This is a genomic window from Ferroacidibacillus organovorans (genome assembly GCF_001642725.1).
Taxonomy (GTDB): domain Bacteria; phylum Bacillota; class Bacilli; order Alicyclobacillales; family SLC66; genus Ferroacidibacillus; species Ferroacidibacillus organovorans.
Map to the genome: position 1 here is coordinate 1 of NZ_LSUQ01000064.1, position 14,073 is coordinate 14,073.

General features: G+C 57.2%; 12 protein-coding genes and 1 other annotated feature. Of the genes, 7 read left to right on the forward strand and 5 right to left on the reverse strand.

Features of this window, described 5'->3' with window-relative positions; genetic code table 11:
* The first annotated feature begins 45 nt into the window (after positions 1–45).
* The 3 genes from kdpB to AYW79_RS13430 are packed head-to-tail and all read left to right on the forward strand — an operon-like array spanning position 46 to position 4,995.
* On the forward strand, positions 46–2,103 hold the full coding sequence (kdpB, locus tag AYW79_RS13420) for a potassium-transporting ATPase subunit KdpB (protein ID WP_067566909.1): 2,058 nt from the start codon (positions 46–48) through the stop codon (positions 2,101–2,103).
* 13 nt (positions 2,104–2,116) lie between these two features.
* Positions 2,117–2,704 carry a potassium-transporting ATPase subunit KdpC gene (gene kdpC, locus AYW79_RS13425; protein ID WP_067566911.1) on the forward strand — a complete coding sequence of 196 codons (588 nt, stop codon included), beginning with the start codon at positions 2,117–2,119 and terminating at the stop codon, positions 2,702–2,704.
* A complete protein-coding gene (locus tag AYW79_RS13430) occupies positions 2,701–4,995 on the forward strand; it encodes a histidine kinase (RefSeq protein ID WP_079290641.1) in 2,295 nt (764 codons plus the stop codon). Before kdpC ends, AYW79_RS13430 begins: the two co-directional genes overlap by 4 nt.
* On the opposite strand, the gene AYW79_RS13435 is transcribed toward AYW79_RS13430, so the two are convergent.
* The 3 genes from AYW79_RS13435 to AYW79_RS13445 all read right to left on the reverse strand — a co-directional run bounded on the left by AYW79_RS13435 (position 4,992) and on the right by AYW79_RS13445 (position 7,915).
* Positions 4,992–5,816: a DODA-type extradiol aromatic ring-opening family dioxygenase gene (locus AYW79_RS13435; protein ID WP_067566913.1), complete on the reverse strand. Its 825-nt coding sequence runs from the start codon at positions 5,814–5,816 to the stop codon at positions 4,992–4,994. The genes AYW79_RS13430 and AYW79_RS13435 overlap by 4 nt on opposite strands.
* A 53-nt stretch (positions 5,817–5,869) precedes the next feature.
* Positions 5,870–6,829, reverse strand: coding sequence for an aldolase catalytic domain-containing protein (locus AYW79_RS13440; protein ID WP_067566915.1), 960 nt, complete (start codon positions 6,827–6,829; stop codon positions 5,870–5,872).
* A gap of 146 nt (positions 6,830–6,975) precedes the next feature.
* Positions 6,976–7,198: a binding site (T-box leader), on the reverse strand.
* 306 nt (positions 7,199–7,504) lie between these two features.
* Positions 7,505–7,915: a hypothetical protein gene (locus tag AYW79_RS13445; RefSeq protein WP_067566917.1), complete on the reverse strand. Its 411-nt coding sequence runs from the start codon at positions 7,913–7,915 to the stop codon at positions 7,505–7,507.
* A gap of 788 nt (positions 7,916–8,703) precedes the next feature.
* Between AYW79_RS13445 and AYW79_RS13450 the strand changes: the two genes are divergently transcribed.
* Positions 8,704–9,912, forward strand: coding sequence for an MFS transporter (locus tag AYW79_RS13450; protein ID WP_067566919.1), 1,209 nt, complete (start codon positions 8,704–8,706; stop codon positions 9,910–9,912).
* The gene (locus AYW79_RS13455; RefSeq protein ID WP_067566921.1) at positions 9,905–11,134 is read left to right on the forward strand and encodes an MFS transporter; all 1,230 of its coding nucleotides are present in this window, start codon (positions 9,905–9,907) and stop codon (positions 11,132–11,134) included. The genes AYW79_RS13450 and AYW79_RS13455 overlap by 8 nt, the downstream gene beginning before the upstream one ends.
* Positions 11,135–11,395: 261 nt before the next feature.
* On the opposite strand, the gene thiE is transcribed toward AYW79_RS13455, so the two are convergent.
* Positions 11,396–12,043, reverse strand: coding sequence for a thiamine phosphate synthase (gene thiE, locus AYW79_RS13460; RefSeq protein ID WP_067566923.1), 648 nt, complete (start codon positions 12,041–12,043; stop codon positions 11,396–11,398).
* Between the two features lie 58 nt (positions 12,044–12,101).
* Positions 12,102–12,971: a bifunctional hydroxymethylpyrimidine kinase/phosphomethylpyrimidine kinase gene (thiD, locus tag AYW79_RS13465; protein ID WP_067566925.1), complete on the reverse strand. Its 870-nt coding sequence runs from the start codon at positions 12,969–12,971 to the stop codon at positions 12,102–12,104.
* Positions 12,972–13,119: 148 nt separating this feature from the next.
* Here thiD and AYW79_RS13470 point away from each other — a divergent pair, with 148 nt between their 5' ends.
* Both AYW79_RS13470 and AYW79_RS13475 read left to right on the forward strand, forming a co-directional pair.
* A complete protein-coding gene (locus AYW79_RS13470) occupies positions 13,120–13,641 on the forward strand; it encodes an SRPBCC family protein (RefSeq protein ID WP_067566927.1) in 522 nt (173 codons plus the stop codon).
* A 132-nt stretch (positions 13,642–13,773) separates the two neighbouring features.
* A partial coding sequence (locus AYW79_RS13475; protein ID WP_231884552.1) for a thiamine phosphate synthase occupies positions 13,774–14,073 on the forward strand: 300 nt, incomplete at its 3' end.

Genomic DNA, 14,073 nt, shown 5'->3' on the forward strand with positions numbered 1-14,073 from the left:
GTCTTACGGGGCGCTAAGGCGCGGGATGAAGGGTGAGAAGCGAGAATGAGTACGACAATGAAGAGTAAAACAATGAGTCGCGAAATGGTGACGCACGCGCTCTTTGAATCGGTTTTAAAGCTTGACCCGCGCGTCATGATCAAAAATCCGGTCATGTTTGTCGTTGAGATCGGTTTTTTGATCACGCTCATTTTGACGGTCGACCCAAACGCGTTTGGCGGGCATTACCCGGCAGGCCAGCGCGCCTATAACCTGATCGTCACGATCATTCTGCTCATCACAGTCATCTTCGGAAATTTTGCGGAGGCGATCGCGGAGGGGCGCGGCAAGGCTCAGGCTGAGTCGCTGCGGCGCACGAAGTCTGATCTGATGGCGTTCAAGTGGGTGAATGGCGACGAGTATGAGAACGTCCCCGCCTCGACGCTGCGCAAAGGGGATCGCATCCGAGTTCGCGCAGGCGAGATGATCCCGGCGGACGGTGAGGTGCTCGAAGGGCTTGGCAGTGTGGACGAATCGGCGATCACGGGAGAGTCGGCGCCGGTGATTCGCGGATCGGGCGGAGACTTCAACTCGGTGACGGGGGGCACGAAGCTGCTCTCAGACACGCTGATGATTCGCGTGACGGTGGATCCTGGTGAATCGTTTCTCGATCAGATGATCGGGTTGGTGGAAGGCGCGAGCCGCCAGAAAACGCCGAATGAACTGGCGCTCTCTGTGCTGTTGGCGGGACTCACGCTGATTTTTATCATCGTGGTGGTGACGATCGAGCCGATGGCGCGCTACGCGGGTCGCTCGGTCGATGTGGCGACGCTGATCGCGCTTCTCGTGTGTCTCATCCCGACCACGATCGGGGCGCTCCTCTCTGCCATCGGCATTGCCGGGATGGATCGAGTGATCCGTTTTAACGTGATCGCGAAATCGGGAAAAGCGGTTGAGGCGGCGGGTGATGTGAATACGCTGATCCTCGACAAGACAGGGACGATCACGATTGGCAACCGGCTCGCGAGCGCGTTTGTTCCAGTGAGCGGCGGGACAGAGGCGGAACTGATGGAGATCGCGGTGCTTTCTTCACTGTTTGACGAGACACCAGAAGGACGGTCGGTGGTCACGCTTGCCCACGAGCGGAACCTGACGATGGATCGCGAGCGCTATGCGGACGCTGAGAATGTGGAGTTTAGCGCGGATACGCGTATGAGCGGAATCACGCTCAGCGACGGTACGCGCATTCGCAAAGGCGCCGTGGACGCGATGAAAAAGTATGTGCTCGAACAAGGTGGCGTGATTCCTGAGGACCTTGACGCGCGGACGGAGGAGATCGCCAAAGAGGGTGGGACGCCGCTTGCGGTGTTGCGTGGCAATGTGATCTACGGCCTCATTTATTTGAAGGACATCGTCAAACCGGGAATGCGCGAACGTTTTATGGAATTGCGCAGGATGGGCATCAAGACGGTGATGTGCACGGGGGACAATCCGCTGACGGCGGCGACGATCGCCAAAGAGGCGGGTGTTGACGAGTTTATCGCAGAGGCGAAGCCGGAAGACAAGATGCGACTGATTCGCCGGGAACAGGAGCAGGGCAAGCTTGTCGCGATGTCAGGCGACGGCACGAATGACGCGCCGGCGCTCGCGCAGGCGGACGTGGGACTGGCCATGAACACGGGGACGTCCGCCGCCAAAGAGGCGGGGAACATGGTCGATCTTGACTCCGATCCGACGAAGCTGATCGAAGTGGTGTCCATCGGAAAACAGCTTCTGATCACACGCGGCGCGATCACGACGTTTTCGATCGCCAACGACGTGGCAAAATACTTTGCGATTATCCCGGCGATGTTCGTGTACGTGGTGCCATCGCTTCAGGCGCTCAACATTATGCACTTGACGACGCCGCACAGCGCCATTCTCTCAGCGCTGATCTTTAATGCGCTGATCATTCCGTTTCTCATTCCGCTCGCGATGCGCGGCGTCAAATACAAGCCGATGAACGCGACGCAGATGCTTATGCGCAACCTGTTTGTCTATGGACTCGGCGGCGTGATCGTACCATTTCTTGGCATCAAGGTGATCGATCTCATCATTACCGCGCTTGGCGGGGCAAACATTTAAAGGAGGAAAGACGATGATCAATCTGTGGCGCTCTTTGCGCTTCACTGTGGTGTTTGCAGTCCTCCTCGGTCTTGTGTACCCGCTTTTCGTGATGGGCATCGGCAATGTGCTGTTTCCGTTTCAGGCGCAAGGCAGCATGGTGAAAGTAAACGGGACGGTGGTTGGCTCGGAACTCATCGCGCAGGCAACGACGGCACCTGGACTCTTCCATCCTCGCCCATCTGCGGTCCATTATGCAGGGAATAACTCGGGCGGTTCGAACCTTGGACCGACGAATCCAGCGCTGATCACAGAGGTGAAAGGCAATCTGCAGCAGGTGCTCAGCCAGAACCCTGGTGTCACGGCAGCTCAGGTTCCACCCGATATGGTTGAATCGTCAGCGTCTGGACTTGACCCGAACATAAGCATCGCCGACGCAGAACTTCAGATTCCGCGCATCGCGAAGGCGACCGGATTGTCTAACGGGCAGCTTCAGAACATGATCACGGAGAATGAAACGGGACGACTGTTTGGCATTTGGGGTGTTTCAATGGTCAATGTCATGCAACTCAACGAGATGATCCTGCAGTTTCAAGGAAAACAGGTTGTGAACGTCGGATGAAAACCCCTGACGGAGCGCGCGATGATGAGCTGAAATGCGCAGAAACGGGCGCGCTGAAACTGTTCATCGGTTCCGCGCCAGGTGTGGGCAAGACGTATACGATGTTGCGCGCGGCGAATGATCTGCGCGCCCGCGGGCTCGACGTGGTCATTGGACTGATGGACCATCACGGTCGTCCTGAAACGGAGATGCAGGTTGGTTCGCTTGAAATCATTGCCCCTCTAACGCTCCACGTCAAAGGGCGGACATTTGAAGAGGTGAATTTACAGGCGATTTGCGCGCGCAATCCAGACATTGTCGTGATTGATGAACTGGCGCACACAAACGCCCCTGGTTCCCAGTTTCCTAAACGCTACATGGATGTGGAGTATCTGCTCGATCACGGGATCTCCGTCCTGAGTGCGGTGAATGTGCAGCACATTGAAGGCATCCACGAAGAGGCGGAAGTGGTGACAGGCATCTCTGTGAAGGAACTGATCCCGGCCGCCTTTTTGCGCAAGGCGCGCGAGGTTGAAGTGATCGACGTGACGCCAGAGACGCTGCGCCAGCGCCTGCTTGACGGGAGTATCTATCCGCGCGACAAAGTCAATCACGCGCTGCAAAACTTTTTTCAGAAGTCGAACCTGTCGGGTCTACGCGAACTCGCGCTCCGAGTAGTCGCAGAGGATGTGGAAGAGCGACTGCAAAACGCGTACGGACGCAATAAAATTCCTGGACCTGTCGGAGCGAAAGAGACGATCATGGTGTGCGTGAATTATCTCGTGCGCGCACAGCCGTTGATCTCGCGCGGTTATCGCATGGCAAAACGTCTGAAGGCGGACCTCTACGTTTTGTGCGTCAGCGATGTGGCGGAGGATCTGATCTCCGAGAAAGAGCGGGAGCGCATACGCCGCTTGAATCATCTGGCGATGGAGTATGACGCGGAGTGGATTCTTGAGCCGCGCAATGATCGCAAAGTGGGCGAGGTGATCATGAGCGTTGCTGAGCGAATGAACGTGACGCAGATTGTCTTTGGCCAGACGTCCAAGAATAGGCGATGGCGCTTGGGGGTCGACGCGAGCCCTGTGCGCCACCTGATGCGCTCGATGCGCTATGTCGATCTGCGGATCATGGGGTGGGACAGCGAGGTTTCGACACCTCACGATCACGCGCACGGAGATGAACCTGGCAGCGGCTCTCACCCGCTGCGTGACGCGTCGGCGTGGGCAAAGGATGGGCGTCGCGGCAAGCTCACGATCTACATCGGGGCGGCGCCGGGGGTCGGCAAGACGTACAAGATGCTGCAGGACGCGCGCGATTGGCGGAAAAAAGGCGTCGACGTCGTTGTTGGCTTGATCGAGACGCACGGACGCGAAGAGACGATCGCGCAGTTTACGGGCCTTGAAGTGCTGCCGAAAAGAGAAGTCGCCATCGGGATTCCGCTCTATGACGAACTCGATGTCGAAGGGATCTTGCGCCGCAAGCCGCAGGTCGTTTTGATTGATGAATTGGCACACACAAACGCGCCGGGGAGCATGCACGAAAAGCGCTATCAGGACATTCTCCTGCTCTTGGAGCGCGGAATCGACGTGGTGACGGCAGTCAACGTCCAGCATCTGGAGAGCCTACACGACAAGGTGGAGCACATCACGGGTGTACGCGTGCGCGAGCGGGTTCCGGACTGGTTCATGAAGGTGGCGTCTGAGGTGAAGCTGATCGACGTGACACCGGAGACGCTCCAACAGCGCTTGCTCGACGGAAAGATCTACAGCCAGGACAAAATCGAGCGCGCCTTGAGCCACTTTTTTCAGATCGCCAATCTCTCGGCGCTGCGCGAAATCGCGTTGCTGGAAGTCGCAGACGACGTAGATCAGCGCATGGAAAAGGTGCGCGAAGACGAGGCACCAAAGCCGCGCGAGCGCATTCTTGTGTGTGTCAACCACCGTCCCCACTCGGAAAAGCTGATTCGCCGCGGCTGGCGCATCGCCGATCGACTCAACGCAGAGCTTTGGGTGCTTGTCGTCATTGTCGATGAGAAGCTCTCCGAGCAGGAAGAGCACGACCTTTTGCGCATCCGCAAACTGAGTGAGCAGTTTGACGCCCAGTTTATCACGCGCCCTGTCGCGAACCACAGCGTCGGCTGTACGATTGTCGATGTCTCGAAGGAGCTCCAGGCCAAGCAGTTGGTGACGGGGCAACCGATCCTCGCGCGCGGACCGCTGCAGTTCTTGCGCAAGACGCCGATCGACTATGTGCTTGAAAACGGGGACTTTGTCGATCTGCACATCGTCGGCATCGCGCGCGACTCTTAGTCGTGAGCCGCGCGCTCCTCAATTTCGCAGCAGATGAGCCCAAAATAGGTGGGAGCCTCGTAGGAGAGGAACCGTACGCGCCGCACATCCCGCGGAATAGCGCCGGCGAGAATCAGGGATTGCCAGATGCCGTCAGGTTTGGCTTCCTCGATAAAGTCGGGGGAAAAGTCGCCGAGCGCCTCGATCTCCCCCGCTTTTAAAAGCTGTACAACGCGTTCGTCAAGCTTGGCGGCGGACGGATGGTACCCGTAGGGGCCGTTCGCCTCGTGCGCGTGCGCCCAGTCACAACTCGCGATGAGGCCAACGCGCTTGCCGGACTTCGCGACGGCGCGCGCGAGGGACTCGCCAAAGCGCAGGTGGTCTGCCATGCTGACGAGCCGCGACGGCGTGATCACCACCACAGGCACATCCGGCATGAACGTGAGGGGAATCTGCGCGCCCCAATCGAGTGCAAGGCACGCGAGAGGGCCGTCGCTCGTGGCGTATTGCAGCGCGCCCACCGCGAGGTGATCGTCGGTCGCCGCTTTGACGATGGCGCGCGCGAGTTCGCGGTCGACGGTGCGCGATGTCGCTTGCTGTCGCCCCGCAAATTCGAGAATTCCGCTCATGCGCGCGCTGCAGGCGACGGCAAACTGCCCGTCGATGCGCGTGCCGTGCGGCGTGAGCACGATGATCGTGTCGGGCTTTGCGGCCGCCATACCTAAGCCTAGCGTCTGCATGCTTTGGCGCGTTTTTTCCATCAGCGCCGGGTTGTCCGGGGACAGATCCTCCAGGATCTCGTAGCCGTGCGGCGTGATCGCAGAAAAGACGAAGGTTGGCATTGTGCGCGTACCCCTTTCGAATTTGTGATTGTGTGCGGCTCGGACTGCATCTTCTAGGGCGCGGTGTGCGGCTCGACGGTCGTGAGCTTTTCGTAGAAATCGAGGTATTTATCCTTGTCGGCACTCGCCCGCAAGGCCATCGCAGTGCGCGGATGCTCGTCGAGCATGCCTGTGATCGCGTACGGGATGGTGTATCCCCATTCTACCTTTTCGCGCATAGGAATGAACAGCTTTTCCAGTGGCTCAAGGAGCGGGCGCACATCATAGCGCGTGCCGTGAAGTTGGCTCACGAGGAGTTCAGTCGGGCAGTTTCCGGCGGCGCGCCCCATGCCAAAGACGGATGCATCGAGGAATGCCACACCCTGCTCGATCGCCGTCAGGGTATTAGCAAACGCCATCTGCATGTTGTTGTGCGTGTGAATGCCGAGCGCCTTTTTCGGTGCGAACTTCTGAAACTTTGCGACAAGGTACTCGATATCCCGTTGGAGGAGGCTGCCAAAGGAATCGACCACGTACACCACGTCGACCGGGCTTTCGTTTAAAACTTCGAGCGCCTCGTTGAGGTCATTCTCTTTGGCGTGCGACACCGCCATGATGTTGAGCGTGGTCTCGTAGCCGAGGGCGTGAAACTTGCTCGCAAGGTCGATGCCCTTATCCACATCCTTCAGGTAGCATGCCACGCGGATCAAATCGAGATAGCTCTCGCTGCGGTGCACGATGTCCCGCTCGTCCACGCGCCCGATGTCGACGAGGGCGGAGAGTTTGGTGTGCGTTTTCTCGCCGATCGTCTCGCGGATCAGATCCTCCGTCAGGTACGCCCACGGCCCGGCGTTTGGAAGATGGTGCAGTTTGGGTGAGTTTTTGTAGCCGAGTTCCATGTAATCGACGCCGGACAGGCTCAGCGCCTGATAAAGCGTGCGGACGAACGCCTGCGAAAAATCCCAATTGTTCACAAGCCCGCCGTCGCGGATGGTGCAATCGAGCACCTTTACATCTCGTTGTTTGATCGACATGATTATTCCCCCTGTTTCGTTGCGTCGCGTTACGTGCATTTGCTCGCATGAGAGCTAGAGCGCGGATTCATCAGACTCGCGCGCGCCAGTTCTCGCATGCGCTGATCGCCGCCTGCTGCCACAGAATGCAAAAAGGCCGCGTCTCCCCCAGGGACGAGACACAGCCTCGCGGTACCACCCTGGAAGAGGGCGCGACCCTCCACCTTCCTTGTCATAACGGCGGCGCGATTGCGCGACCGACCTGGACTACTTCACGTTTCGCCCAGATAGCTCCGAAGTGTACTTCACGCGCAGTCATCGACCGGTTCGCATCACCCACCGGTTTTCTGAGCGATCGCCTGCGGCTACTCTCTCCATCTTCGCTGTTCGTGGTGTAAAATTGGGAGCATCGTAGCACATTCGATCTTGACCCGTCAATGGTGGAGTGAGGGAGATTTTTACGTGAATTGGCACGGATAATATCCATGATTTATAGGATTGCGTTTTCATCATGATTTCAGAGAAATCTGTCAAATATCGATTTGTAGCCACAAAAGGCGATTCGCAAGACCATTTTGTTAATGACTTAAGATCAAAGTTATTCCTAGCCTATGTACGCGGGTGCAAGGAACGGATGGAATTTTTGAAACTTCCGCGAATATGGGCATTCGCATCACATAAATCATCTTGAATGCATTATCGTTTCAAATCCAATTGGATGGTTTCAGATTGTTGTTCCCATTTTACCTTAACTTTGACAGGCAGGTATTCCTTAAAACCTTCGAGCATCATATGGGTATAACCACCACTACCACTGATTGCATCAAGGCAGATGGGCACCCTTATCGATGTTTGATAGTTTTTACTCCATGAGAACCCTAATGAGTGATACTCATACTCTACAATCTTGATATGAGGAACTGTCAAACCGATGTAAACCAAATGCATCCATTGTTCAATTTCTATAAATGATTTGTTCTGCGATGATTTCCCTTTCAGCGTATATTCAACTTCCCAGTTGTGACTAGATCCACGATAGATAAGGCCGCGTTCCATTTTTTCGACGAGTTCGATAAGGTGAGGCGTTAGTTCATTATCGGACGACATATGCATCTACTCCCTAATTTAGTATTTTATGGTGAATATCCACTCGACGCGATCAAAATGGAGTGGAATTTTTCTATTTGTTGTTGATACGAATGGTATTGGCCATTGTTCCATTAATGACAAAAATGCAGTGTGTTTATTATCAGCGAGGAGTAGCTTGGGGATAAACGTGAATTCCGCATATCCGTGAGAATTCATTTCAATTTGGCATACTTTGCTTGGATTTCCCTGTGTTGTATTGCAATAATTTTGGGGTAAGTTAGGTTTAGGATATCCTAACTTAAATTTGCCCGCAGTTCACCCTACCAGTGATTGTCGATTTTTGCGACGCAACAGAACGACACCTAGCCACTTGCCCATAGTAACGGAGCTAGACTCTCCGGCATCCATCGCACTTCTTCCTTCATTTCTTCCAATGGCGGCATCATGAAGACCTCATCTTGCGCTTGGGGTAGCCGAGACAAGGTGTAAAGCGCAGCGTCCCTTGCAGGATACGGTACACTTTTTACTCGTTCAAATGCTCACAAAGTGGCTCAAAACGAATTTAGCAAATATAATACTGGTTGATCCAGACGGAGCCCTGTTGAACACGTTGCGCTTGGGTCCCGTCTGGTCGAACAAACCAAACCGTATCCATGCAAAGGTGGGATTGAACAAATCGCGAGATGAACGGAAGCGATTCAAGTCGTCTTAAGGCGATGAAGGGCAAGACACCTCGTCGACATAGTGAAAACAAAATTATACAAAATTACGGACTTGACCGATAAGGAAGTAGGTTAGCAATACATATGCCCTTGATGCAGACGAATGAGAAACACCCTCCTTTGCGGCGCTTTATCATCATCCTTGTTTCAGGTGTTGGCGTTTCGAGCATCGGTGATTTCATGTATCTCGTCGCCATCAACATTTTGGTGATCGACACCACCCACTCGGCGGCGGCGGTTGCCGGACTATGGGCAGTTTCACGGATCGCCGCACTGCTTGTGGGGCCGTGGGCCGGGAGTGTGACCGATCGACTCTCGAAGCGGCGACTCCTGATTCTGATCGAACTGATTCGCGCGGCGCTCATCGCGAGCCTGCCTTTTGCCTCCACCCTTGCGTGGATTTATGTGATCCTTTTTTGCCTCGGGATTTGCAGCACATTTTTCGGGAACGCCTTTCTCCCGTATCAAACAAGGCTCATTCCCGATGTGGCGCGAAAGCGCGTCAATGCGCTGACAAGCACCCTGCGCTACAGCGCCTTTGTGACGGGACCCGCGCTGGCTGGCCTCCTGATGGTCCACGGGAATCCAGTCCTTCCCTTGGAGATTGACGCTGTGAGTTTTCTGCTGTCTGCGCTATCGTTTCTGGTGCTGCCGCGCGTGGAAGAGGGGAGTGGCGCGCCGAAGCGAAGCGGGGTTTGGCGTGTCGTAGTCGCGGATTGGCGGGAGGCTTTTGCAATCCTGCGAGCCAATCGGCGGTTTTTCATCCTGTTTGCGCTGAACGCGGCCATCGGCGTCTTTGCGCTGACAGCCGATACACAAGAGGTCGTCTTTGCGCGACAAGCGCTTCATCTAGGACAACTCGGATACAGCATGCTAGTCGAGTTTGCGGGCGTCGGGTTTGTCGCGGGCTCGCTGATTGTGATGATGCTCGCAAAACGCGCAAAGCTATCGTGGCTCATCGGCGGCGGTCGCCTGCTCAATGTCGCGGGATACCTGCTCTTCGCACTTGCGCACAGTTTCTGGCTGGCCGCATTCGGTTTGATTGTGCTCGGCATATTCGGTTCTGCCGCAAGCGTTGGCTTCACGACATACACGCAAACGATGATCCTGACTTCACACATGGGCCGGGTCAACAGTGTGATGACGCCACCTCTTCAAGTCATGAATCTGCTCTTCATCCTGCTTGGAGGTGCGGCTGCCACGGCCTTTGGCGTGCGCAGCTTGATGGTTTGCATGGCACTCTTGATGGTGGCGGCGGCGAGCGTGATGGTGGGGGTTACGCGGGATGGATGAACGAGACGCACCAACATCGCTTTTTGCGAATCTGCGCTTCTTGGCGCTGTTGGGCGGACAAGGTGCCTCCTATGTCGGGGACGCGGTCGCATCTGTCGCATTACCGCTGCTCATCCTGGCACTGACCGGGTCGGGGTTTCAAATGGGCCTCATCGGGGCGCTTGAATCCGCGCCTCTGCTGCTGATTGGGTTGCCCGCAGGGGTGTGGGTGGATCGCTTGAGCCGCAAGAAAACGATGCTCACCGCAGATTTGGGACGGGCGCTCCTCATGGGGGTGATCCCTGTTGCCGCGCTGCTGCACGTGGCGATGATGCCCGTTGTGATGGTCGTCGCGATGGGCGTCGGCGTCTTGACGGTTTTCTTTGGCGCCGCCTACACCGGAGCGATGCCGAGTGTCGTGCCGGCAATCCATCTGGGGCGAGCGAACGCGTATTTTGAAGCGATCGAAAGCGTCGCCTATGTCATCGGGCCGCCTCTCGCCGGCGTGCTGACCCATGCGATCGGGCCAGCGGGAACGCTTGGCATCGACGCGTTAACCTTTTTAGCATCTGCACTCGCCATCAAACGTTTGCCAGACCGGCGCGAAGATGTGAAATCCCCCTCTGCACCGCGCCGTTTCATCGCAGAGCTTCGTGAAGGGATGCAGACAGTGTTCCGTGATCGCGCACTCACATTCGTCACGCTTCTGTGGGGGTTCAACCGATTTGCGTTTATGGCGCTGATTCCCGCGCTCACGTTCTTTGTCATCCGGACGCTCGGCGATCACGCCATGCAAGTCGGGTGGGCGGTTAGCGTCTACGCGATCGGTTCTTTTATCGGTACGCTGCTCTCCTCGCGCATCCCGGCCCACCGCATCGCGATCGCGGCAGTGGGCGGTCAACTTGTCATGGGTATCGCCGCGCTGTTTGTGGCGATGAGCAAAACGGTAGTGCCGCTTGATGCAGCATCTGCACTGCTCGGGGTGGGGGAGGGCGTGACACTCATCGGCTACCTGACCTTGCGCGTAAGCCGTGTGCCAGAAGAAAGGCTTGGTCGCGTGTACGCGGTGACATCAACGCTGACGCAGGGGATGGGGGCGATCGGTTTTCTCCTGATCGGTGGAACGTTAAGTCTGTGGGGAGGCAGGGCAACCTGGTTGGCGATGGCTGCCGCGACGCTTGTGAGCGTGCCTGCTCTATACGCAGTGTACGGCGGGGGTGATTCCCGTGCGAAACAGCTTTAACAAATCCTCAAATCCAGGAGATCATTCTTCCATACGGGATTTTTGTTAAAACCACAGCCGCTGCGGAAAAAGCGCAACAACTTGCTGATCCCCATTGGGTCAATGATCATCATTACCAGCCGGGTGACGCAGCTCTGATCCAACAAGCCTTATCTCAACAAGGAACGTCTGGCAAGTAGACTGCGCCAACGACGAGTAAAGCGCCCCCTTCCTCTTTTGTCAAAACGCATTTTTTAAACTCATCGATAACCAAAGTGGCTGCTAACCGTTGCCGTCTACGCCGCCGATCTGTGCGAAGTATTGCGCGGCGCGCCGCGGATCGGGCGCGTGCATGATCGCGGATACGACGGCGACTCCAGACGCTCCAGAGGCAAAGACGGCCGCCGCGTTCGCAGGCGTGATGCCCCCGATCCCGACGATGGGAATCGACACAGCGCGCGCGATCGTTTCGAGTCCAGCGAGCCCGGTGCTTCGCGCGTCCGATTTCGTGGAAGTCGGATACACCGCGCCGACGCCGAGGTAGTTCGCGCCCTGCGCCTCAGCGCGCAGCGCCTCGTCGAGCGTTGCGGCAGACACGCCGATGAGCATGTTTGGCAGCAGTCGCCGCACGGCGTCGCAGGGAAGATCCTCCTGACCGATGTGTACGCCGTCCGCCTCGACGAGTTGCGCGATGTCAACGCGGTCGTTGACGATAAACCGCACCCCCGCCTCGCGCGTGAGCGCCCGCACGGCGTGCCCGAGCGCGACAAAATCCCGGCCGCGCGCGTTTTTGCGCCGGAGCTGGATCGTGTCCGCCCCGCCCCTTATCGCTTCGCGCAGGGTGTGGAGCAGCACCTTCTCTTCGCTTGTCTCATCCGTCACAAGATAGAGTCGCAGCGCCTCACGCAGCGCGCCGTCCGAACGGTTCATGCGGGTTCATCCTCCTTCATCGTGAGCACTCGGCTCATCGTTTCCTGTGCGGTCGCTGCTATAGATCGTAGTCTTTTCCTGCCGTGAACCCTCGCTTCCACTCGACAGGCGCCGTGTGATCAATCGGCCCGTGTCCCGCGCCGATGTCCCACTGCGCCGCCGCTGCGATGGCGTCATAGACATACCGCTTGGCCGTGCCGATCGCCTCGAGTTCGCTCATTTCGCGCGCCAAACATGCGGCGATCGCCGAGGAGAAAGTGCAACCCGTGCCGTGCGTTTTCTTTGACGGCACACGGCGCGTGGCAAACGTCGTAAACGTCGCTCCGTCATACACAAGATCGCGCGCGCTGTTTTCGGGGGAGTCACCCCACGCGGCGTGTCCGCCTTTGATGATCACGATGCGCGGTCCGCGTTTTTTCAATTGGATGGCCGCCTCTTTGGCATCCTCCATCGTGCGAATGGAGAAGCTGCAGAGCACCTCTGCCTCTGGTACGTTTGGCGTAAGCACCGCCGCGAGGGGGAGGATCTCTGCGAGCAGCGCGTCCGTGCTGTCTACAGTGAGCAGCGGCGCGCCGCCTTTGGCCACCATGACAGGATCGACGACCACGTTCTTGAGGTCTGCGCGACGGAGTTCTCGCGCCACCGTTTTTATCGTGGCAACGTTCGACAGCATTCCCACTTTGACAGAATGAGGTCGGATGTCTTCAAACACGGACTGCATCTGCCGTGCGATCACGTCGGTCGGCACGTCGTGAATCGCCTGCACGCCGCGCGTGTTCTGCGCGGTGACGGCGGTCACGCACGATGCGCCGAAGACGCCAAACGCGGTGAAGGTCTTTAGGTCAGCCTGAATGCCAGCGCCGCCGCCTGAGTCGGATCCGGCGATCGTCAGCGCGCGCGCCACGCTGTGGTCTGCTCGAAGGTGCATCAAAGCTCACTCCATCTCTTGATGATCCGAAACGATTCCTCCCATGGATCGTATCACAAATGAAACGATCGCGTGGGCGGGTGTTTGTGTATGCTAATGAAGTGAGAAGGACGGGCAGTCACGCGCAACATGGGTGGAGTGATGGAACATGACGGAAAACCAAATGGAAGCAAACCGTGACGAGGACATCGAACTTGTCATCACACGTGACTTTGCCGCGCCGCGAGCGAAGGTCTTTGCGGCGTTGACAGAAGCTGAGCATCTCAGGCATTGGTGGGGGCCGACGGGATTCACGATGGAAGTGGCGCGGGTTGATCTTAGGCCAGGCGGACTCTTTCACTATAAGATGAGTTCGCCGGATGGAAATGCGATGTGGGGGCGGTTTGTCTACCGGGAAATCAGCGCGCCAGAGAAGCTCATCTTTGTCAACGCCTTCTCTGACGAAGAGGGTGGCGTCGTTCGCGCACCTTTTCATCCTGCGTGGCCGCTTGAGGTCAGGAACACGCTTACGTTTATGGAGCGCAATGGCACAACCACGCTTGTCATGCGCGGAATTCCGGACGCCGGATCGCCCGAAGAGTTGCAGATCTTCAAAGAGGGGCACGAATTGATTCGACAGGGATTTTCGGGAACGCTCGATCAACTCGCGGATTATCTGACGAAGATCTGACGGTTTCTACGCTTCGAAAGGATCGCATCTCGTGCTATAGTAGAGGTAGTTTGTGATTGCTGGGTTCAAAGTGGAGACCCGCCGCAGCCCTTCTTGGGTGCGGCCTTTTTACGTTTGAGAGGAGTCTTTTTGTTGCGCGCAGTTCTACACATCATCAGTGACCAACAGCGTCACGCGCTCGCGCTTGAAGACGCACTGCTAGAGAGCGCGCAGGGAGGCGCCGATTTTCTGCAGATTCGCCAGAAAAAGGCGCCCGCCGCAGAGACGCACGACCTGGTGCGATCGCTCCAGGCGCGGCTCGCCGAACGCGCGGCGAAGGCGCGCATTCTGATCAACGACCGCGTCGACATTGCGCTGGCGACAGACGCGGCGGGGGTGCACCTCGCCACAAAATCGCTGCCGATCGAAGCGGCTGTCACGCTGCGCGCGAGG

Excerpts from the sequence above, each read along its gene's own strand:
- kdpC (WP_067566911.1), top strand. The coding sequence starts at position 2,117 with ATGATCAATCTGTGGCGCTCTTTGCGCTTCACTGTGGTGTTTGCAGTC.
- AYW79_RS13430 (WP_079290641.1), top strand. The coding sequence starts at position 2,701 with ATGAAAACCCCTGACGGAGCGCGCGATGATGAGCTGAAATGCGCAGAA.
- AYW79_RS13455 (WP_067566921.1), top strand. The coding sequence starts at position 9,905 with ATGGATGAACGAGACGCACCAACATCGCTTTTTGCGAATCTGCGCTTC.
- AYW79_RS13445 (WP_067566917.1), bottom strand. The coding sequence starts at position 7,915 with ATGTCGTCCGATAATGAACTAACGCCTCACCTTATCGAACTCGTCGAA.
- thiD (WP_067566925.1), bottom strand. The coding sequence starts at position 12,971 with ATGCACCTTCGAGCAGACCACAGCGTGGCGCGCGCGCTGACGATCGCC.
- thiE (WP_067566923.1), bottom strand. The coding sequence starts at position 12,043 with ATGAACCGTTCGGACGGCGCGCTGCGTGAGGCGCTGCGACTCTATCTT.
- AYW79_RS13440 (WP_067566915.1), bottom strand. The coding sequence starts at position 6,829 with ATGTCGATCAAACAACGAGATGTAAAGGTGCTCGATTGCACCATCCGC.
- AYW79_RS13470 (WP_067566927.1), top strand. The coding sequence starts at position 13,120 with ATGACGGAAAACCAAATGGAAGCAAACCGTGACGAGGACATCGAACTT.
- kdpB (WP_067566909.1), top strand. The coding sequence starts at position 46 with ATGAGTACGACAATGAAGAGTAAAACAATGAGTCGCGAAATGGTGACG.
- AYW79_RS13450 (WP_067566919.1), top strand. The coding sequence starts at position 8,704 with ATGCCCTTGATGCAGACGAATGAGAAACACCCTCCTTTGCGGCGCTTT.
- AYW79_RS13435 (WP_067566913.1), bottom strand. The coding sequence starts at position 5,816 with ATGCCAACCTTCGTCTTTTCTGCGATCACGCCGCACGGCTACGAGATC.